The sequence below is a fragment of the Streptosporangium sp. 'caverna' genome, from assembly GCF_003203775.1.
Classification (GTDB): Bacteria; Actinomycetota; Actinomycetes; order Streptosporangiales; family Streptosporangiaceae; genus Streptosporangium; species Streptosporangium subroseum.
The window spans coordinates 10,844,957-10,863,710 of sequence record NZ_CP029711.1; the positions used below are offsets into that span (position 1 = coordinate 10,844,957).

Annotated in this window: 21 protein-coding genes and 1 tRNA gene; 17 read left to right on the top strand and 5 right to left on the bottom strand. The window is 67.3% G+C overall.

What is annotated here, in order from left to right; all coding sequences use genetic code 11:
* Positions 1 to 13 precede the first annotated feature (13 nt).
* The gene (gene mltG / locus DKM19_RS46885) at positions 14 to 976 is read right to left on the bottom strand and encodes an endolytic transglycosylase MltG (RefSeq protein WP_110705034.1); all 963 of its coding nucleotides are present in this window, start codon (positions 974 to 976) and stop codon (positions 14 to 16) included.
* Positions 973 to 1,485 carry a SigE family RNA polymerase sigma factor gene (locus tag DKM19_RS46890; RefSeq protein ID WP_110705035.1) on the bottom strand — a complete coding sequence of 171 codons (513 nt, stop codon included), beginning with the start codon at positions 1,483 to 1,485 and terminating at the stop codon, positions 973 to 975. The genes mltG and DKM19_RS46890 overlap by 4 nt, the downstream gene beginning before the upstream one ends.
* A gap of 402 nt (positions 1,486 to 1,887) precedes the next feature.
* Between DKM19_RS46890 and DKM19_RS46895 the strand changes: the two genes are divergently transcribed.
* The 9 genes from DKM19_RS46895 (at position 1,888) to DKM19_RS46935 (ending at position 9,332) form a co-directional block, all read left to right on the top strand.
* Positions 1,888 to 2,826: a nitroreductase/quinone reductase family protein gene (locus DKM19_RS46895; RefSeq protein ID WP_369987530.1), complete on the top strand. Its 939-nt coding sequence runs from the start codon at positions 1,888 to 1,890 to the stop codon at positions 2,824 to 2,826.
* A gap of 147 nt (positions 2,827 to 2,973) precedes the next feature.
* Entirely contained in the window at positions 2,974 to 3,840 is an 867-nt protein-coding gene (locus DKM19_RS46900; protein ID WP_239513974.1) for an alpha/beta hydrolase, read from the top strand.
* Positions 3,841 to 3,889: 49 nt separating this feature from the next.
* Positions 3,890 to 4,393, top strand: a complete 504-nt coding sequence (locus tag DKM19_RS46905; RefSeq protein ID WP_110705037.1) for a nucleotidyltransferase domain-containing protein — start codon at positions 3,890 to 3,892, stop codon at positions 4,391 to 4,393.
* A gap of 154 nt (positions 4,394 to 4,547) precedes the next feature.
* Positions 4,548 to 4,871: a hypothetical protein gene (locus DKM19_RS46910; RefSeq protein WP_110705038.1), complete on the top strand. Its 324-nt coding sequence runs from the start codon at positions 4,548 to 4,550 to the stop codon at positions 4,869 to 4,871.
* Positions 4,872 to 4,949: 78 nt separating this feature from the next.
* Positions 4,950 to 5,918: a MerR family transcriptional regulator gene (locus tag DKM19_RS46915; protein ID WP_110705039.1), complete on the top strand. Its 969-nt coding sequence runs from the start codon at positions 4,950 to 4,952 to the stop codon at positions 5,916 to 5,918.
* Between the two features lie 270 nt (positions 5,919 to 6,188).
* Positions 6,189 to 6,977 (top strand): IclR family transcriptional regulator, encoded by a 789-nt coding sequence (locus DKM19_RS46920; protein WP_089213617.1) that lies wholly within the window; start codon positions 6,189 to 6,191, stop codon positions 6,975 to 6,977.
* An 86-nt stretch (positions 6,978 to 7,063) separates the two neighbouring features.
* The gene (locus DKM19_RS46925) at positions 7,064 to 8,086 is read left to right on the top strand and encodes an aromatic ring-hydroxylating dioxygenase subunit alpha (RefSeq protein ID WP_110705040.1); all 1,023 of its coding nucleotides are present in this window, start codon (positions 7,064 to 7,066) and stop codon (positions 8,084 to 8,086) included.
* The gene (locus DKM19_RS46930) at positions 8,083 to 8,409 is read left to right on the top strand and encodes a hypothetical protein (RefSeq protein WP_110705041.1); all 327 of its coding nucleotides are present in this window, start codon (positions 8,083 to 8,085) and stop codon (positions 8,407 to 8,409) included. The genes DKM19_RS46925 and DKM19_RS46930 overlap by 4 nt, the downstream gene beginning before the upstream one ends.
* Positions 8,406 to 9,332: a PDR/VanB family oxidoreductase gene (locus tag DKM19_RS46935; protein WP_110705042.1), complete on the top strand. Its 927-nt coding sequence runs from the start codon at positions 8,406 to 8,408 to the stop codon at positions 9,330 to 9,332. Before DKM19_RS46930 ends, DKM19_RS46935 begins: the two co-directional genes overlap by 4 nt.
* 79 nt (positions 9,333 to 9,411) lie before the next feature.
* Here the strand turns inward: DKM19_RS46935 and DKM19_RS46940 are convergent, their stop codons facing one another.
* From DKM19_RS46940 to DKM19_RS46950, 3 genes are all read right to left on the bottom strand, one after another.
* Complete coding sequence (locus DKM19_RS46940) at positions 9,412 to 9,996, bottom strand: ATP-binding protein (RefSeq protein ID WP_162642298.1); 585 nt, start codon at positions 9,994 to 9,996, stop codon at positions 9,412 to 9,414.
* Between the two features lie 275 nt (positions 9,997 to 10,271).
* Positions 10,272 to 10,667, bottom strand: coding sequence for an STAS domain-containing protein (locus DKM19_RS46945; protein ID WP_110705044.1), 396 nt, complete (start codon positions 10,665 to 10,667; stop codon positions 10,272 to 10,274).
* Positions 10,668 to 11,027: 360 nt separating this feature from the next.
* On the bottom strand, positions 11,028 to 11,426 hold the full coding sequence (locus tag DKM19_RS46950) for an STAS domain-containing protein (protein WP_110705045.1): 399 nt from the start codon (positions 11,424 to 11,426) through the stop codon (positions 11,028 to 11,030).
* Between the two features lie 361 nt (positions 11,427 to 11,787).
* Between DKM19_RS46950 and DKM19_RS46955 the strand changes: the two genes are divergently transcribed.
* The 8 genes from DKM19_RS46955 (at position 11,788) to kdpA (ending at position 18,750) form a co-directional block, all read left to right on the top strand.
* Positions 11,788 to 12,072: a GNAT family N-acetyltransferase gene (locus DKM19_RS46955; RefSeq protein ID WP_089213610.1), complete on the top strand. Its 285-nt coding sequence runs from the start codon at positions 11,788 to 11,790 to the stop codon at positions 12,070 to 12,072.
* A gap of 87 nt (positions 12,073 to 12,159) precedes the next feature.
* Complete coding sequence (locus DKM19_RS46960; RefSeq protein WP_162642300.1) at positions 12,160 to 13,818, top strand: pentapeptide repeat-containing protein; 1,659 nt, start codon at positions 12,160 to 12,162, stop codon at positions 13,816 to 13,818.
* 465 nt (positions 13,819 to 14,283) lie between these two features.
* On the top strand, positions 14,284 to 14,403 hold the full coding sequence (locus DKM19_RS52390; protein ID WP_218825808.1) for a DLW-39 family protein: 120 nt from the start codon (positions 14,284 to 14,286) through the stop codon (positions 14,401 to 14,403).
* A gap of 29 nt (positions 14,404 to 14,432) precedes the next feature.
* Positions 14,433 to 15,173, top strand: coding sequence for an HAD family hydrolase (locus DKM19_RS46965; RefSeq protein ID WP_110705047.1), 741 nt, complete (start codon positions 14,433 to 14,435; stop codon positions 15,171 to 15,173).
* 86 nt (positions 15,174 to 15,259) lie between these two features.
* Positions 15,260 to 15,712 carry an ASCH domain-containing protein gene (locus tag DKM19_RS46970; protein WP_239513975.1) on the top strand — a complete coding sequence of 151 codons (453 nt, stop codon included), beginning with the start codon at positions 15,260 to 15,262 and terminating at the stop codon, positions 15,710 to 15,712.
* A 320-nt stretch (positions 15,713 to 16,032) separates the two neighbouring features.
* Positions 16,033 to 16,105: transfer RNA gene (locus tag DKM19_RS46975), tRNA-Ala, on the top strand.
* A gap of 867 nt (positions 16,106 to 16,972) precedes the next feature.
* The gene (locus tag DKM19_RS53200) at positions 16,973 to 17,059 is read left to right on the top strand and encodes a potassium-transporting ATPase subunit F (protein WP_110705048.1); all 87 of its coding nucleotides are present in this window, start codon (positions 16,973 to 16,975) and stop codon (positions 17,057 to 17,059) included.
* On the top strand, positions 17,050 to 18,750 hold the full coding sequence (kdpA, locus tag DKM19_RS46985) for a potassium-transporting ATPase subunit KdpA (protein ID WP_110705049.1): 1,701 nt from the start codon (positions 17,050 to 17,052) through the stop codon (positions 18,748 to 18,750). The genes DKM19_RS53200 and kdpA overlap by 10 nt, the downstream gene beginning before the upstream one ends.
* The last annotated feature ends 4 nt before the right edge of the window (positions 18,751 to 18,754 follow it).

Below are 18,754 nucleotides of genomic sequence, written 5' to 3' on the forward strand. Positions count from 1 at the left end.
GCGCTCCGCTCCGTCACCCGGTTCTGCGGTTCCTTTCCCACTCGTCTTTCAGCTTGAGAAACTCGGATTCGGAGCTGGCGAACTTCGTGACACCCTTTTTCGGATCGGTCGTCACGAACCAGAGCCAGGAACCGTCGGCCGGCTTCAGCGCGGCCTTGATGGCGTCGGCGCCCGGGTTGCCGATCGGACCGGGCGGCAGTCCGGGGCGCATGTAGGTGTTGTAGGGCGAGGTGCTCCTGAGATCCTTGTTCGAGGCGTTGAGGCCGTACTTGTTCAGGCCGTACATGACCGTGCTGTCCATCTCCAGCTTCCTCTCGGGCTTGAGGTCCAGCCGGTTGTAGATGACCCGCGCCACCTTGCCCATGTCCTGCTTGCTGCCGGACTCGGCCTGGACGATGCTGGCGATCGTCATGATCTCGTGCGACGTGCGACCGAGCGCCTCGGCCTTCCCCTGAAGATCCTCCTTGTCCGCGGTCTGGTTGAAGCGGTCGACCATCGCGGACAGGATCTCGGCGGGCCCCATCTCGGGGGTGATCTCGTAGGTGGCCGGGAAGGCATAGCCCTCCAGCTTGCCCTTGGCGTAACTCGGCAGGCCCAGTCCCTTGCCACTCCTGGCGACCTGCTGGAACTCCCTCAGCGGCTTGCCGGTTTTTTTGGAGAGCTGCACCAGGGTGTCGGACAGGCGCAGTCCTTCATTAATGGTGATTTTCTCCCGCAGCCGTTTGTTCGGGTCGGGAAGTGTCTCGACGGAGCCCTGCCCGGTGGGGTTCTTGGGGGCCGCCACCTGAGAGGACAGTCCTCCGACCACGAGCGTGGACCCGACCGCCATCACGGTGACGGCCGCTGCCGCTGCCAGGGTGAGGCCGCGGCGATGGGAGCGGCGCGCGTCGACCTGGAGGAACCGGCCCGGCGGGGGCGGCGACTCCTCACGGGCCATGTCGGAAAGGGTCTCGCGCAGCAGATCTTCGATGCTCATCTGAACTCCCTCACGGTGCTCAGTTCGGGTGCGATCTTCTTCAGGCGCTCCAGTGAGCGATAGATCTGGCTGCGGACCGACCCCACCCCGATACCGAGCATCCGCGCGATCTCGGTCTCGGACAGGTCCTCGAAGTAACGCAGCACGAGCACGGTCCGCTGCCGGGGCGTCAGCTGGGCGAGAGCCGTGCGCATCACCAGGCGAAGGTCCGCGACCTCGGCGTGCCCGTCTCCGGCCTGGTCGGGCAGCCACTCGGTGGACACCTCCGCGATGCGGGAACGGCGCCGCCACCAGCTCACCTGCTCGTGGTACATGACGCGGCGGACGTAACCCTCGATGGCCGCCGGGTCGCGAAGGCCGCGCCACTTCGCGGCCGTCTTCGTCAGCGCCGACTGCACCAGATCCTCGGCGGTGTGCCGGTCGCCGGTCAGCAGGTACGCGGTACGGAACAGCGCACCCGATCGATCGACGACGAACTTCTGGAAGTCCGCCTCAAATCCTGGATCCACGTGACCTCCTCGCTGTGTCACCCAGCAAGGACGCGGGCGGGGCGTCAATCTATGTCGGCACGGCCGAACCGATCTGTATCAGGGTGCCCGGCTCGCGTTCGGCACGACGGTGACCGGAGACCTCCGGCAGCGGGCGGCGGAGAGCACGCGCCTTGACAACGTTCGCTGAGAGGGCCTGTAATGATCTGCGTGTCGCGCGTCGTTGGCCGGGAGGACGACGGTGGCATTGGGGGATGATGTCGTGACTTCACGATTCACAGGCCGCGCCTAACCGCATCGCGCCCGCGCGCCGTTCTCGCGCCCGGTGGTGCTGAGCACCGCCGCCGCATGCGAGCTCTTCTCGAATCCGACGGGCCGGTAACCGGCTGACGGCTCACCGCCCCGTTCACTCATCGAGCTTTCATGCCCGCAGCCGGGTCGGCGTGCGGTGACTTCGCGCTGCCCGTACCGCAGTCATCCACCACCACCTCGCACACCCGCGACCTCACTCACGCATGGAGCAGGCAGAGCATGCCCAACGACTTCAACCAGCAGATCATCAAAGAGTTCCGTTCCAACGCCGGCCGGGTCGGCGGCCCCTTCGAAGGAGGCCGGTTGCTCCTCCTGACGACCACCGGGGCCAGGACCGGCGTGCGCCATACCACCCCGCTCGGCTATCTGCCGGACGGCGAACGAATGCTGATCATCGCCTCCGCCATGGGCGCACCGGCCCATCCGGCCTGGTACCACAACCTCCTCGCCGATCCGCGCGTCACCGTGGAGGACGGGGTCTTCACCTACCAGGCTCAGGCGGTCGTCCTGGAAGGCGAGGAACGGGACCGACTCTTCGCCCGCGCGGTGGAGGCGGATCCCGGGTGGGCCGACTACCAGGCCAGGACGGAGCGGATCATTCCCGTCGTCGCCCTCAACCCCATCGACGGCGGACCTCCCGCCGGACCGGCGGGCGACTCCCTCAAGGCGATCCACGACGCGTTCCGCAGGGAGCTCACCCTCATCCGCAGGGAGCTCGCCGAATCAGGACCGGGCCTGGGCGCGCAGCTACGCGTCAACTGCCTGACCCTGTGCCAGGGGCTTCACCACCATCACCTCGGCGAGGACGGTGGGATGTTCCCCGCCCTGGAGAGACACCACCCCGAAATGGCCCCGGCCCTGGAACGGCTCCGCCACGAGCATGAGGCGGTCGGACGGCTTCTGACCCGGTTGAAAGCCCTGATCTCCGGTGACGGGACCGACCCCGGCACGCTCCTGGCGGAGGTCGACCGGCTCACAGCGGAGCTGGAAGCCCACCTGGACCACGAAGAGCGGCAGCTGGTCCCGATTCTGAACGCGATGACCATCTGAACCATCCGGCACCGGCCGTTCCGGTAGCACCGTGCCACGCGCCGATGACCGCTCTCATCACCGTGCCTGCCGTATCGGCGGGCTTCAACTACGCCGGGCAGGTGGCGGGCCAGACCCCGTCACCTGCCCGGCGGAAGGGATCACACCGTGAACGTCACGCACATTCCCACCACACCCGACGACAGCGCCGCGGTCATGGCGGAGCTGGGGGCACTGCACTCCCGTCCCCCCGTCCTGCCCGCCGACGCCGACCTCACGCCCGTCCTGCCACACACCGGCGGCGTCGCCGGTGAATGGGTCACCGCTTCCGGTCACTCGGCCGAGGCGGGGGTGACGCTCTACGTCCACGGGGGAGGATTCGAGTACAAGAACCCCCACATGGAAAGGATCATGGCTTATCGCCTGTCCCAGGCGACCGGCCGGCCCGTCCTGGCGGTGGACTACCGTCTCGCCCCCGCCCACCCGTATCCGGCCGCGCTCGACGACGTGGTGAGCGCCTATCGAAGCCTGCTGGACCAGGACGTGCCCGCCTCGCGGATCGTCCTGTCGGGTGAGTCCGCCGGTGCCACGCTGGTGCTGTCGGCGCTTCTGGTACTCAAGCAGGAGGGCTATCCCCTGCCCGCGGCGGCACTGGCCATCTCCCCGCAGACGGATCTCACCCTGTCCAGCCCGTCCATCGACGCGGGCGACGGCCAGGACTTCATCAACCGGGCCATACTCGACCACGTCCGCACCCAGTATCTGGCCGGGGCGCGACCGGACCGTGCACCGCAGTCTCCCCTCCACGGCGAGCTCCGGGGTCTGCCGCCGATTCTGCTCGCGGTGGGTTCGAAAGAGGTGCTTCTCGACGACGCGCGACGCTTCGCCGAAGCCGTCTCCGCGGCCGGAGGAGACGTCTGTCTCGACATCTACGACGGCATGCCGCACGCGTTCCACGCGATCGTGCTCCCCGCGACCCCGCTTCCCGTCGCCACCACCCTGCTGCACCGCATCACCGAGTGGATCAGCCGATAGTCCCGAAAATCAGTCGCTCCCATCCGAACGGAGATGACAGGGTGTCTCCGTGTTCGAGGCGGATGAGGTACTGAGGGTGCTGGCGCTGTTGCGTCATGCCGGATGCGAGGTCTGGATCGGTGGCGGGTGGGGCATCGACGCTCTGGTGGGCGAGGCCACCCGAGAGCATCGCGACCTTGACCTGATGCATCGCATCGAGCAGGAACCTCTGCTGATCAGGACGCTGGAGGCGGCCGGGTTCGTCGAGCAGCCCGACGCCCTGCCGGGGCGTCCCGTCCGCTTCGTCATGGCTGATCCCAGCGGTCACGAGCTGGACCTGCATCCGTTGCTCTTCAACCCGGACGGTTCCGCCGTCCAGCACGCCGATACGGAAGGCGGCACCTTCCCCTACCCCGCCGACTCCTTTGTCGGGGGCGTGATCGGAGGCGTTCGGGTGCCCTGCCTGTCTGCCGCCCAGCAGGTCTATTTCCACCAGGGATACGATCCCGGCGATCGGGACCGGCATGACATGGCCCGGCTCCGCGAGGCATTCGGGATCGCGACCCATTTCTGACCCGTCCGGCCGATGCCGTCGCGTTGAGCCGCCATGCCCGTGACAGGGCAGGCTCCGATCCGGGAGCCATAGCAGCTCACCGGTTCGCATACCGAGATCATTCAAACTGGTTGCTCCAGGGCTGGATCCTGTCATGGCCTGCCACGATTGCCGCATGAGCGAAATAGTTCTTGAGGTCGCCGACCTCCGCCGGCTGTGCACTCTGTTTCTGGACGCGGTGGAGCGACGCCATGGTGCCCGAATCGATCTCTCATCACTGGCCGTCGACTACTACTGGGACCTTCCTCTCCGAGCCGCCTTCGACATGGCGAACGATCCGGCTTCGCGCGTGGGGGCCGGACAGGTGAGCGATGATCTGTCCGAACTGCACCACCTGCTGGATCGCTCCACGAATGAGGGCATGATCCTCTGGCATGACGTGGCGCACCTCTGCGGACTACTACGGGCGATGGCCTTCGCCGACCTTCCCGATGACTGAGCCGGCAGCAGGGGTTGGGCAGGGCGGCTGAAATCGGCTCTTGAGTCTCCAGCCGCTGGAAGGTCCACACTGCCGAATATGGACGACGAGCCCGTACTGCTGACGATCGGCCGGCTGGCGACTCGCACCGGGTTGCCGGTGCGCACCATCCGCTACTGGTCAGACGTCGGAGCGCTCCCACCCGCCGGGCGCAGCGACGGCGGCTATCGCCTCTACGACGCCGAGTCCGTGGCCCGGCTGGAACTGGTGGCCACCCTGCGCGAGCTCGGTCTGAGCTTGCAGGACGTACGGCGTGTACTGGCCAAAGAGATCACCGTCGCAGACGTCGCCACCGCGCACGTGGAGGCCATCGATGTGCAGATCCGTACCCTGCGGCTGCGCCGTGCCGTTCTGAGCACCGTCGCCAAACGTCGCACGCCCACCGAGGAGATGACCCTGATGAACAGACTGGCCAGGTTGTCCGCACAGGAGCGCAGGCAGATCATCGATGACTTCCTGAGTGAGGTCATCGGCGACGTCGACAACGCCAGGGGGATGCGCGCCCAGCTGCGCGATACCGCACCCAACCTGCCCGACGACCCCACGTCCGAGCAGGTCGATGCCTGGATCGAGCTGGCCGAGCTGGTGCAGGACCCCGGATTCCGCCAGGGCGTGCGCCTCCTGGCCGACTACACGGTGCGGCTGGGGACGAACGAGTCCGGGGCGCCCAGGGACGGCGGCCTCAACCGGCGCCTCATCCGGTATGCCGCCGTCGCGATCGAACGCGAGGTGGCGCCCGAATCGGCTGAGGCCGCCGAGATTCTGGAGCAGATCCTCGAAGAGGGTCCCGATGCCGGGCACTGGGCGGATCTGCTGCGCGATCAAGGGATCTTCAGCGATCCGCGGGCGCTTCGCTACTGGGAGCTCCTTGGGGTGATCAACGGCTGGCCTCCCTATCCCGAGGGGGTGACCAGCCTCGAACACCTCACCGCCGGAATGCGCGTCCATGACTGGATCATCGCGGCGCTTCGAGCTCATGGACGATCTCCTGGCACGTCTCCGGAATGAACCGGTCCTCGGCCGCCGGCCGCGGATTTGCCGTGCATCAGAGCCGAGCGGGACGACGCCGGCGTGCTTGTTCGGCCGCGCTCCCTCCTCGCCGAGGCCGAAGCGGGCGACCGGTATCTGAGGGCCGGGCAGGACGTGCTCCCTCGTCGCGGGCTGCGAGAAGATCTTCACCGGTGCAGTGGGGTCAACCCCGGCGCGATACCCACGTGTTCCGATGGTCGCAACAGTTCCCTATCCTTGCCGGCTGGTCGGTCAGAGACGGAGGCGGTGATGGGATCCAGCAGGCCATCCGTTACCGAGCGGGTCCTGAGCATTCTGGGCGCGTTCTCTCCCGGGCGGACCGTGATGTCGCTGGCGGAGATCAGCCGGCAGACCGGGCTGCCCGCGGCCACCGCGCACCGGCTGCTGGGCGAGCTGACCCGGTGGGGTGCGCTGGAACGGGACGACGACGGCCTCTACCGGGTCGGCCTGCGACTCTGGGAGGTCGGGGCGCTGGCCCCTCGCGGCCTGGGCCTGCGGGAGGCCGCGATGCCGTTCCTCGAGGACCTCTATGAGGCGACCCACGAGAATGTCCAGCTCGCGGTGCTGGACGGGCTCGAAGTCCTCTATGTCGAGCGGATCGCGGGCCGGGACGCGGTGCATGTCTTCACCCAGATCGGCCTCCGGTTCCCCGCCCACGCGACCGGCGTCGGCCTCGCCCTGCTCGCTCACGCGCACCCGGACGTGCAGGAACGTGCGATCACCGGGCCCCTGAGGCGGTTCACGCCCAAGACGCTCGGCTCGGGCGGGCAGCTCCGGCGGGCGCTGGCCGAGATTCGCAGGACCGGAGTGGCCATCAGCGACGGCCAGGTCGAGCTGCACGCGCTGTCGGTCGCCGCACCCGTCTTCGGACCGGCGGACATCGCGGTGGCGGCCGTGTCCATCGTCGTTCCGGCCGACGGTTTCGACTGGCGGGTGCTGGTCCCGGCCGTCAGGGCCAGTGCCCGGGGCATCTCCCGCGCGCTCGGCGCACCCCGGGCGCTGCGCTCACCCGACTCGGCGATCCACCGCAGCGACTGAATTCGATCTTCCATCAGACGGAATCGCCATGGTGGCCCTCCCCGCGCGTAGGCGAAAGTCATGCCACGTCCGAGGATGGAGCACTCATGGTTTTCCCCCGTAACCAGTGGTATGTCGCCGCCTATGGCGAAGAGGTCGGCGACGGGCTGCTCGCCCGCACGATCTGTGGCGAGCCGATCGTCTTCTACCGGACCCGGGCCGGGGACGCTGTCGCCCTGGCCGACCGGTGCGTGCACCGCCGTTTCCCGCTCTCGGAGGGCCATCGGGACGGTGACCGGTTGGTGTGCGGTTACCACGGTTTCACGTACGAGCCCGACGGGAGCTGCGTGGCCGTCCCCGCCCAGAAGAGGATTCCGCGTACGGCGCGGGTCCCCGTCTACCCGGTGGTCGAGCAGGACTCCCTGGTCTGGGTATGGATCGGCGACGAGGACGCGGACCCGACGGCGATTCCGCGCGCCCCGTGGCTCGCCGCCGACGGCTGGGTCGTCGTCCGCGGGATGGAGCCGCTGGAGGCCCGGTACGAGCTGCTCGTCGACAACCTGATGGACCTGTCGCACGAGACCTACCTGCACGGCGGCTACATCGGGACCCCGGAGGTGGCGGAGACCCCGATCACGACCTCGGTCGACGAGGAGGCCGGCGTCGTCCGGGTCAGCCGCCGGATGAAGGACGTCGAATGCCCGCCCTTCTATGCGAACTCCACCGGTATCAAGGGCCGGATCGATCGCTGGCAGGACATCGAGTACCAGCCGCCGTGCCTCTACCTCCTGCACAGCCGCATCGCCCCGACCGGCCTCGAACCCGCACCGGACGGTGACGACAGCGCCGCCTTCCACGCGGAGATCGTGTACGGGATCACCCCGTCGACCGAGACCACGACCTTCGACTTCTGGATGGTCGCCCGGGACTTCGCCCTCGACGATCCGGAGGTGACGACATACCTCGCGGAGAGCAACCGCACCGTGGTCATGCAGGACGTGGTCGCCCTCAACCTCCTGGAGAAGGTCATCGCCACCGAGCCCGAGGGCTATCAGGAACTCAGCATCAACATCGACACCGGCGGGCTCGCCGCGCGCCGGCTGCTCCAGCGGATGACGGACGGATCGTGAGCGATGCCCTGCTTCGGGTCGTCTGGTCGCCCGGGTCCGACCACCTGACCGGGGTCTGCCACTGCGGGGCCGAATACCGTGCCGACGGCCCGATAGAGGTCTGGCAGTGGCTGCTGGCCCATCCCGATCACGAGGCGGGCATCGAGGCCGCCGACCACGGAGCGAGCGTCGAGGCCCTCGGCCACGGGGCGAGTGCCGAATCCTCCGATCACGGGGTGGGCGTCGAAGCCTCCGGCCACCGGGCGAGTGTCGAGGTCTCCGATCGTGAGGCGAGCGTCGAAGCTCCCGGCCACGGGGCGAGCACCGAAGCGAGAATCGATTGAACATCGAGACGAAGGTCGTCGTGGCGGGCAAGGACGTGATCGCCGACGGCGTGGTGAGCCTGACCCTCCGAGCGGTTGACGATGCGCCCCTTCCCCGTTGGCAGCCCGGCGCCCACATCGATCTGCTGCTCGGCGACACCGGTCTCGTCCGGCAGTACTCGCTGTGCGGAGACCCGGCCGACACGACCGGCTGGCGGGTGGCGGTGCTCCGCGAGCCGGACGGCCGTGGTGGTTCCGCGTGGATCCATGACCGGCTCGCCGTGGGGGCACAGCTGTCGGCGTGCGGTCCCCGTAACCACTTCCCGTTCACCGGGGCACCGCGCTGCCTGTTCATCGCCGGGGGCATCGGGATCACCCCGCTCCTGCCCATGGTGGCGGCCGCCGACCGGGCGGGGACGGAGTGGCGGCTGGTCTACGGCGGGCGGCGCCGCGCGTCCATGGCCTTCCTCGACGAGCTCGCCCGGTACGGCGACCGGGTGATCGTCCGGCCGCAGGACGAGACCGGCCTGCTCGACCTCGACGGTCTCCTCCGGGAGCCACCCGAGCTGGTCTACTCCTGCGGGCCGGAGCCGCTGCTCGCCGCGGTGGAGGAGCGCTGTACGGGTGGAACGCTACGTGTCGAGCGGTTCACCCCCAAGCCGGTCGAAGGCCTGGAGACCGCCTTCGAGGTAGAGCTCGCACAGAGCGGACTCACCGTCGGCGTGCCGCCGGGCACCTCCGTCCTGGACGCCGTGACGGCCGCCGGAGTGCAGGTCCTGTCCTCCTGCAGGGAGGGCACGTGCGGAACCTGTGAGACCGGTGTGCTCGACGGGGTGCCCGAACACCGTGACTCGATCCTCACCGAGGAGGAGCGGGCGACGGCCGACTACATGATGATCTGCGTCTCGCGTAGCCGTACTCCCCGTCTCGTCCTGGACCTGTGAACGAGCCGGCCGGGCTCTTGCCCGGGATTCCACCGGATCCGCCGGTGGGGTCCCGGGCGTCGGCACCCGCCGGACTCCGTCAACTCTGCTGAGGCGAGGGGGCCGTTCCACCACTGCGGGCGATGTCCACGTGGGCGCCCGCGCCGTTCGCCGGAGATGACCGGACCTCGGATCGGGCCCATGACTCATCCTGGCCGAGGTCACCTGAGGATCGAGCCCATGGATCGTCCTGGGCGGGGTCACCCGACACGGAGTCGGGCGATGCGGCGCCGTCCGGTGATCGGTGCAGGAGCATCCGCAGGCGAACGCGGGACCTCCCCGCGATCCGCTGGATGGTGAACTCATCGCACAACTGGCTCATCAACCACAGACCGAAGCCCCGTACGGTGCCCGTGGGGCGTTTCCGGGGGATGTGCCGGACGTCCAGATGACCTGCGGCGTCGGTGATGTCCACGGTCAGGTAGGTCTCGTCCTGCGAGATGCTCAGCGTGCCGTCGCCGCCGCCGTGCTCCAGGACGTTGATGACCGCCTCGTTGACGGCGAGAAGCAGATCGTCCAACCGTTCGCCCCGCATGCCGGCCTGGGCCGCGTGCTGGAAGAGACGCTCGCGCAGAGCGGTGAGATCCTCGTCGATCGGCCATTGCTGACCGTGGTCGCCGGTCACGACACCCCCTTGACGTCGCCTTGTCTGGCAGTTACCGGGGGGCGAGCCGACTCGCTCCAGAATCAGGGCGTTGCTGACGAGTTACACGATGCTAGACACCTGCCCGCTCATTGCCAACTTACGACGACACAGGGCCACCAGATATTCGTTCTGTGGCCTGTGCGGTGAACGTGTGGGCGTTGAGCGGGGCAGGAGAGGTCCGAATGGTCCTGGAATCTGGAGTATGACATCTCGTGTGCACCGGTGGGTCGCCGCGGTCATCCGTGAGGGGACCTTCACGATGACGACTGGCGCGACCGGAAGACCTTGACGGCGTCGAGGACGGTGGGCTGGATGCCAAAGGCGGAGGCGAGCCCGGTCAGGTGGAAAAGTTTTTCCAGGCGGGGCTGCAGGTTGGTCAGGGCGATGCTGCCGCCGCGGTCCTGAGTGATCTTGCGAATGGTCAGGAAGACCTGGATTCCGGTGGAGTCGCAGAAGCTCAGATCGGTCAGATCTATGACGAGATTGCAGACCCCCGGTCCGATGGCCTCCTGCAGGTCGTGCTGGAGCCGTTCGGCATTGGTGTAGTCGAGCTCGCCGACCAGAGCCAGGAGGGACACTTTCTCCTGTTCCAGGGGGTTGTCTTCCAAGGGGTTGTTGGATACGGCGGTCACAAGGACGGCAGCACTCACAGGTGTACCTCTACAGATGGTTGAGGGCAGGGGCCGGTACGGAAGGGTTATCGGACGGACCTGGACCAGAGGCGGCAGGCATCCATCCGATCACGGCCGTTTCAAAGCTGACCGTTTCAAGGCCGACCGACCAAGGCCGACTGCTCGTGGCAGAGGTGGTGATGGCAGTCGCGTGATAGGAGGGGGTAATGAGCACTTAAGCATACTGGGAGGAGAAAACAGGCTCTTGAGCATGCTGCGAGGAATCCGCGTGCCGCCCCGGACGCTGCCTTTCCCGCTTGGCCCGCTCGCGCGGCCGCGGATCGGCGCCGTTGTGATTACTCTCAGCTTACGATCACCCAAATTCCTGCTCGGAGACCTTTACGGTACATCTGAGGAGTGGTTGACCGCTCTCCCACCAGGTGAGGTGCTGCTCACGCCTGTCAGGAGCAGATCTGTCCAGCCGCACATATCGATGATCCGCCGAGTATGCGGCTTCAGGGCATAAACGATGAATCTGCGCTCGCCGCCCAGCCGGCATCCTGTCTCGACCAGAACCCGCAGGCCGCCCACGTCGATGAAACTCACATCGCCGAGATCGGCGTGCAGGTCACCGCTGGTCTGTTCCGAGACCACGGCCAGCGCCTGGATCAGGACGGGGCGGGTCGTGGCGTCGATGTCTCCCTCGCAGCGCAAACCGGCCGACGGCCCGGTGAAAAAGATGCGTAGTGAACCGTTGCCGACCCCACCGACCATTGCGATCACCTTCTCGGCGCGCATGGAACCCAGTCAACGCCCTGCCCGGCCAGCGCGGCCCTGTCGGCTGATCGCCATGATGTACCGGTGGCGACACCGGAACCTGGCTACATCATCCAACATGGCGGAGTCTTCTGATAGGCCGCTGTCCCCGGCATCACGTCACCCGATGTTCTCCATATTCCCGCAAAACGCGATCCGGAAGCGACGAGCGACACGCTTTCTCCAGCACCTCGGCGTCGGCCGGTTCTTCCGCGGCCGCTCTGCCACCGGTCGGCGGGCTTTCCGTAATCCGTCCCCGGCCGATGAGGCTCAGGGGAATGAATTTCGCAAGGGATCGGCTGACCGATTCGCCGCCATCCGGCGGCCCGACCAAGGAGGCCCCATGCAGATTGACGTCAAACTCTCCCCCGGCGGCGATTTCTTCGAGGCGGAGGTGGACGGCAAGCAGGCGGGACGACTGGACCTCATCCGGCGTGGCACCGTCATCGTCTATCCCCACACCGAGGTCAACCCGGAATTCGAGGGCAACGGGGTGGGCGCCGAGCTCGTCCGCACGGCGCTGGACGCGGCCCGCGCCGAAGGAGCGAAGGTCGTGCCGAGCTGCTGGTTCGTGAAGGGCTGGATCGATCGGCACCCCGACTACGCCGACCTTGTCGAAGGCCACTGACTGATCTCCGTTCTCCCCCTTAACGATAGGATTCGGGCGTCTCGGGGGAGATCGTGAGCGGAAATGTCGGTAATACCTCGAGTGCTCGTGCCAGCGGTGATCCTGGCGGCGGTCGTGCTCAGTCCCCTGTCCGCGGCCGAGGCCGCCTGCGTTCCCGGAAGCGGGCCCAAGCTGGCCGGCAGGAACCTCAGCCGGGCCGTCCTGCCCGCCGACCTGACCTGTGCGGATCTTCGCAACGCGAGGCTGGACGGTGCGATCGTGCGGAGCCCGCTCACGGGAGCCGACCTCAGGGGCGCCTCGCTCAAGGGGACATACCTCAGCGCCGTGGAGATGGCGGGCGCGGACCTGCGCAAGGCCGATCTCTCCGAGGCCGATTTCTCCTCCGCGAACGCCCGCGGCGCGGACCTTCGCGGGGCGATCCTCGACGATGCCTCCTTCTACAGCGCCCACCTGGAGGGGGCCGACCTCAGCGGGGCCACGATGGTCCGGGCCAGGTTCTACCAGGCCCAGTTCGACGACGCGAAGCTCGTCGGGGTCGACATGCGCGACGTGGACGCCTACGGCTCGGACATGCGCCGCGCGAACCTCACCCGGGTGAAGGCCGGCAAGGCCCGGCTCCGCGACTCGACGTTCGTCAAGACCGTGTTCCGGGACGCCGACCTGGCCGGGGCGGAGCTCTACTCCACGGCCATGGAGGGGGCGACCTTCAAGGGGGCCGACCTCAGCCAGGCCAACCTGCGTGACGCGACCGGCGCGGAGCTCGCGGGCAGCACGGGCGTGCCCAAGGAACTGCCCGTTCCCGACCCGGAGTGCGAGCCGGGCAGCGGGCAGCAGTACGCGGGCTGGGACCTGACCAGGGTCAAGGATTTCCCCGACGATCTGAGCTGTGCCGACCTGACGGGCGCCAAGCTGGACGGGGTCGATCTGAGTTCCGTACGGCTCGACCGCGCGATCCTCCGCAAGGCCTCGCTCACCGGTGCGAAGGTTCACTTTCTCAAGGGAGCCGACCTCAGGGAGGCCCGTCTCGGCCAGGCCGAGCTCAGCAGCGTCGAACTGGCGGGCGCGGACCTGAGCGGCGCCTACCTGTCCAGGGCGACGCTCGACAGCGGAGACATCGGCGGCGCCAAGTTCGTCGGCGCCGACCTCACCGACGCCGGCCTCTCCTACCTCAAGGCCGGCCAGGCCGACTTCACCCGTGCCCGGATGGACCGGGTCGAGATGCGTAGCAGCCAGCTCTTCGACGTGGACTTCAAGAACGCCAGGCTGGTCGGCGCCGACCTGTCCCACACCGAGCTCAAGGGCGCCACGTTCGAGGGCGCAGACGTCACCGACATGGTGACCGAATACGCCAAAGATGCCGATCTCTCGGGCTCGACGAGCAAACTGGCGATCGGCTGGGTCATCACTTTCGGGGTGTTCGGCCTGATCGTGGTCGCCGTGGTGTTCCGGGCGGTCAGGATCAAGCTGAGGCGCCGTCGAGCCGGCCGGCGGTCCGCCGCCGAGTCCAGGGCCGCCTTCGAGACCGGCAGGCGGCGCGCGGAGGAAGAGGTGACCCGGCTGGGTGAGGAGATCGACCTCCTGGACGGGAAGGGCGAGGACGGGATCGACTGGCACGCGGTCCTCGACGCCTACGACGCCGCCAAGACGGCGCTCGCGACCGCCCAGGACGATGAAGATCTGAAGGTGGTCGGGGACATCGTGGAGAGGGGACGCGACGCGCTGACCCGGCCTCAGAAGCGGGCCTGACGGAGGCTTGAGAGGGGCTTGAGGGGCGGCCTGAGGGGGGCTTGAGGGGCGACCTGAGGGGGCCCGTCCCAGCTGTTCCCCATGACTGATACCGACCGGGTCTGAGCCATTTGGGGTTCTGCCTGATCGGGCCGGAGCGGTAGACGGGCTGGTCACGGCGCCACCGGTGCGCGGATGGACGGTGATGCCCGTCTATCAGCGCCCTTGCGCGGGCAGAGCTGACCATTACTCGGGTTATCTTGAGAACGAGAACGGTTTCGAGGCCGAACTCGCGGCGATCGTGAGCGTCTAAGCACGAGCCGTACGGCATGATGATGACAATCAGCCGGTTGGCGGAGATTGGCCACGTCGGCTCGTCGCGCGGATCGGATCATGGCCCGGTCCCTTGCTAGGCTGCAGGGAACCGTTGGAACCGGGCGTTGTCTCACCCCGGCAGGTGAGACCGTCGAGAAGTGGGGTCACACCATGAAGAAGTTGCTCGTTCTGACGCTCGTCGCCCTCGGGGGGCTGCTGGTCTGGCGCAAGGTGCAGGCTGACCGTGCCGAGCTTGACCTGTGGACCGAGGCCACCGGTAGCGAGAACTGATCAACGCGGCTACCGATTTGGGTGCTTTTATGGTCCTTGCTCACGATGGGGAGGTAACCCCCATCAGGCTCGCCTGTCTGGATCTGGCAGGCACCACGATCGGTGATATCGCCATGGTCGAACGGGCGTTCGCCGAGGCGATCGCCACGCAGGGCATCGTGCCCGGGACCGGTGCGTATGCGCGTGCCATGGTGCACGTGCACCGGTCCCGGGGCTGTCCCAAGATCGAAGTGTTCCGGGGCATCTTCCCGGACAACGAGGCCCAGGCCCAGGCGGCCAACCTGACCTTCGAGCGTTCCTACGAGGGTGCCATCGGGCGCGCGGGTCTGACCCCGATGCCCGGGACCGTCGAGACGCTGGAGAGGCTTCGCGGCGCGGGTATCAAGATCTGCCTTATCACCGGCTTCAGCCGGGTCACGCTCAGCCGCGTGCTGAGCGCCCTGAGCTGGTCCGACAAGGTCGATCTCGCTCTCTGCCCGGAAGACGCGGGCCGAGGCCGTCCCATGCCCAACATGGTTCTCACCGCGGTCCTGCGCCTCGGTATCGAGGATGTCCGCCACGTCGCGGTGGCCGGTGACTCCGAGAGCGACATGCTCTGCGGCCGTCGTTCCGGCGCATCGGTGGTCGCCGGGATCATGACCGGGGTCCACAGCAGGGAACGCCTCCTCAAGGGCGGCGCCACTCACCTCCTGGACTCCATCGCCGATCTCCCCGATCTCCTGCTGGGCAGCGTGCGAGTGGAGACCCCCGTGGGCGCCTCCGCCGGCTGAGGCCCGCCCTGTCCTGAGGGCCGGTTCTGAGGGCACTCCCGTCCTGAGCGCAGCTCGTACGAACCACCTCGTTAAGGTGATGTTCCGTGACATCCGCCTTCAGCGAGCCCTTCGATCTCGCATCCCTGCCCAAGGCCCTGTTCGCCTTCCCCGGCCCGCTGCGCGACATGCTCGTCACGGCGGTCCTCGACGGCCGCAAGACTGCCACGACCGGTCTGGTCGCCGATTACGAGCATGGGGACGAGGCGCTGCCCGAGATCGGCGAGCGGTCGGTGGTGGTGGACTCCGCCGACCGCCCGGTGGCCGTCATCGAGATAACGAGCGTGCGCGTTGTGCCGCTGGGCGAGGTGGACGTCGCCCATGCGATGGACGAGGGCGAGGGCCACACGACGATCGCGCAGTGGCGTGCGGACCACGAGGAGTTCTGGCACGGTCAGGAGATGCGCTCGGCGCTGGGCGACCCGACCTTCACCGTGGACGACACCACCCCGGTGACCCTGGAACGTTTCCACGTCATCGCCGACCTCCGTACAGCCTGAGACCGATCTCGGTGGGGCCTGAGAACCGACTTCCGTACGGCGCGGGGATCGAGGGCCGTACGGTTCCCGAGAGCTGAGCGCCGGCCGGGACCCGTTCGCGTTGGCAGGGCCCGTAGCCAGCGGTGCTGAACGCCTCAAATCCACCGAACAACACCGTTTCGGACGAGAGATGATCAAGAAAAGAATCTCGTCCGCTCGGCACCTGAGTCGCGAAGCACCGAGCGGCGGGGCTTAAGTGGCGCAGAGGCGGTTCCTGTTGCTACGGTGTACGACTGAAGCAGGTCGTGTGGGGCGTCACCCCAGGCCAACGACTTGATCTCGGGGCCTTAGCTCAGTTGGCAGAGCGCCTGCTTTGCAAGCAGGAAGTCAGGAGTTCGAATCTCCTAGGCTCCACTCCCCTCGCGGACATAGAAAAGCCCAGGTCAGGCATGGTTGCCGCAACCTGGGCTTTGATCTTCATCCGGCACTTTTCGGCTTCCGCGCCCGTTGCGTGCCTGATCCTCCCGCCAGGGCTCCACGGGCGAGGTCGTCGAGCTTCCGAGCCACCTCCCGCTGCCGCTCGTAGGTCGAGTGCTGGTAGATCATCGCCGCCCGTGTGCTGGAGTGGCACATGCGCTCCATCGGCCCCCGGATCGACGCCCCGGCGTTCGCGGCGAGGTTGTTACCGGTGTGCCGCAGGTCGTGAGTGCGCCGTGAGGCGCAGTGTTCGAGTGGAAGTGGAGACCCCTTTCGCCGCGATCCCATCGCAGCGAGACGGTGGAGCTGAGGGCAGCCTGAACCGGGTGATGCCGGGAGGGCAGGAGCAGCCCCGACAGAGCCGGGACGTGTCAGTACTGCCAGATGGTACGGGTCCGGCAAGCGGGATGGAGAGGAGTACGCGAGGAACCGGCGTGTGACATCCCCTTGATACGGCACCGGCTCGAAACCTGGTGGATCGGGGCCGGAACGGCGCGCACCCGCCCGAGTATGGGAGGGAACTCCCGCGGTGGTGGACATGAGTCACCGGGGAGGCTGCGAGGAATGTCTGCGGCGCACTCGCAATGCACGGCACGCGCGCCGACGCCGAAGCGCTCTGTGTGCCGGCCCTTACAGCGTCCGGCAGTTGGCGTTCACCGTTTCTCCACCGGGACGGGCTGGAGCTCTACCTCGCCTCCACCGGCCGGGTGACCACACTGACTTCGTGGCTGACGTGTTTGTAGTCCTGGGAATCATCGGCTTTACGCTCGCGATGCTGGGCCTGACCTGGGGGCTTGATCGCATATGAGCGGAAGCATCCTCTTGCTCATAGTTTCCATTGCGGTGTTCATTTACCTGGGCATCGCGCTCTTCAAGGCGGAGTGGTTCTAGTGGCCTTCGTGTGGACGATCGTCGCACTGGTCGTCGTGCTGGCGTTGTGCTGGCGGTTCCTCGGCGCCTACATGGTCGCGGTGTACGAGGGCCGGGTCAGGTGGCTGGCCAAGGTCGAGCGGCCGATCTACCGAGTGGTCGGAGCAGACCCGAAGGTCGAACAGACCTGGAACCGCTACACCGTATCGGTGATCATTTTCTCGGCGGTCGCGCTGCTGATCAGTTACGGCATCTTCCGACTGCAGGAGTATCTGCCGTTCAACCCCCAGCACATGCCCGGGGTCAGGCCGGATACGGCCTGGAACACGGCCGTGTCGTTCGTGACCAACACGAACTGGCAGTCGTACTCCGGCGAGACGACGATGTCCTACCTGTCGCAGATGGGTGCCCTGGCGGTGCAGAACTTCCTGTCCGCCGCGGTGGGTATGGCGGTCGCGGTCGCGTTGGTTCGCGGCTTCGCTCGCAAGGGATCGAAGACGATCGGGAACTTCTGGGTCGATCTGGTGCGCGGCACGATCTACGTGCTGCTGCCGGTCGCGCTCGTCGCCGCGGTCGTGTTCATCTGGCAGGGCGCGATGCAGACGCTGGCCGGACCGGCACAGGTTCACAACGTGCTCAACGGAGCGAGCCAGACGCTGCCTCGCGGCCCTATCGCCTCCCAAGAGGTGATCAAGGAGTTGGGCACCAACGGTGGCGGGTTCTTCAACGCCAACGGTGCCGGACCCTTCGAGAACCCGACCGGATTGACGAACTTCCTGTCCATCGTGCTGATCCTGTGCATCCCCGTCGCGTTCACCTACGTCTTCGGCAAGATGGTGTTCAACCTCCGCCAGGGCGTGGCCGTCCTCGCGGTGATGACGATCCTGTTCGGCGGCTGGCTCACGATGACCGGCGTCGCCGAGCAGCAGGGCAACCCCGCGCTCGCCGCTGCCGGAGTGACATCGCAGCCCGCCGGCAACATGGAGGGCAAGGAGACCCGGTTCGGCGCGCCGTCGTCATCCCTGTACAACGTGACCTCGACGCAGACCTCCACGGGCAGCGTCGACTCCGCGGCCGACTCCTACACGCCGATCGGCGGGATGGCGATGCTCACCGGGATGATGCTGGGCGAGGTCAGTCCCGGCGGCGTCGGAACGGGCCTGTACTCGATGCTGCTGTTCGCGGTGATCACGGTGTTCATCGGCGGGTTGATGGTCGGGCGAACGCCGGAGTATCTCGGTAAGAAGATCCAGGCCAAGGAGGTGAAACTCGCCGCCCTGGGAGTGCTGGTCATGCCGATCACGGTGCTGGTGCTCACCGCGATCGCCGTGTTGGTCGAGGCCGGGAAAGCCGGCCCGCTCAACGCCGGACCGCACGGGTTCTCCGAGATCCTCTACGCCTACACCTCGCAGACGAACAACAACGGATCCGGGTTCGGCGGGCTGAGCGCGAACACCCCCTTCTACAACATCACCGGGACCATCGGCCTGCTGCTCGGCCGGTTCGCGATCATCGTCCCGGTCCTCGCTCTGGCGGGAAGCCTCGCGGCGAAGAACGTCGTACCCACGTCGCCGGGAACCTTCCGCACCGACAAGCCGATGTTCGTCGGCCTGCTCACCGGTGTGGTCCTCATCGTCGGCGCCTTGACCTTCCTCCCCGCGGTCGCTCTGGGGCCGATCGTGGAGCAGCTCAGTCACGGGATGTTCTTCTGATGTC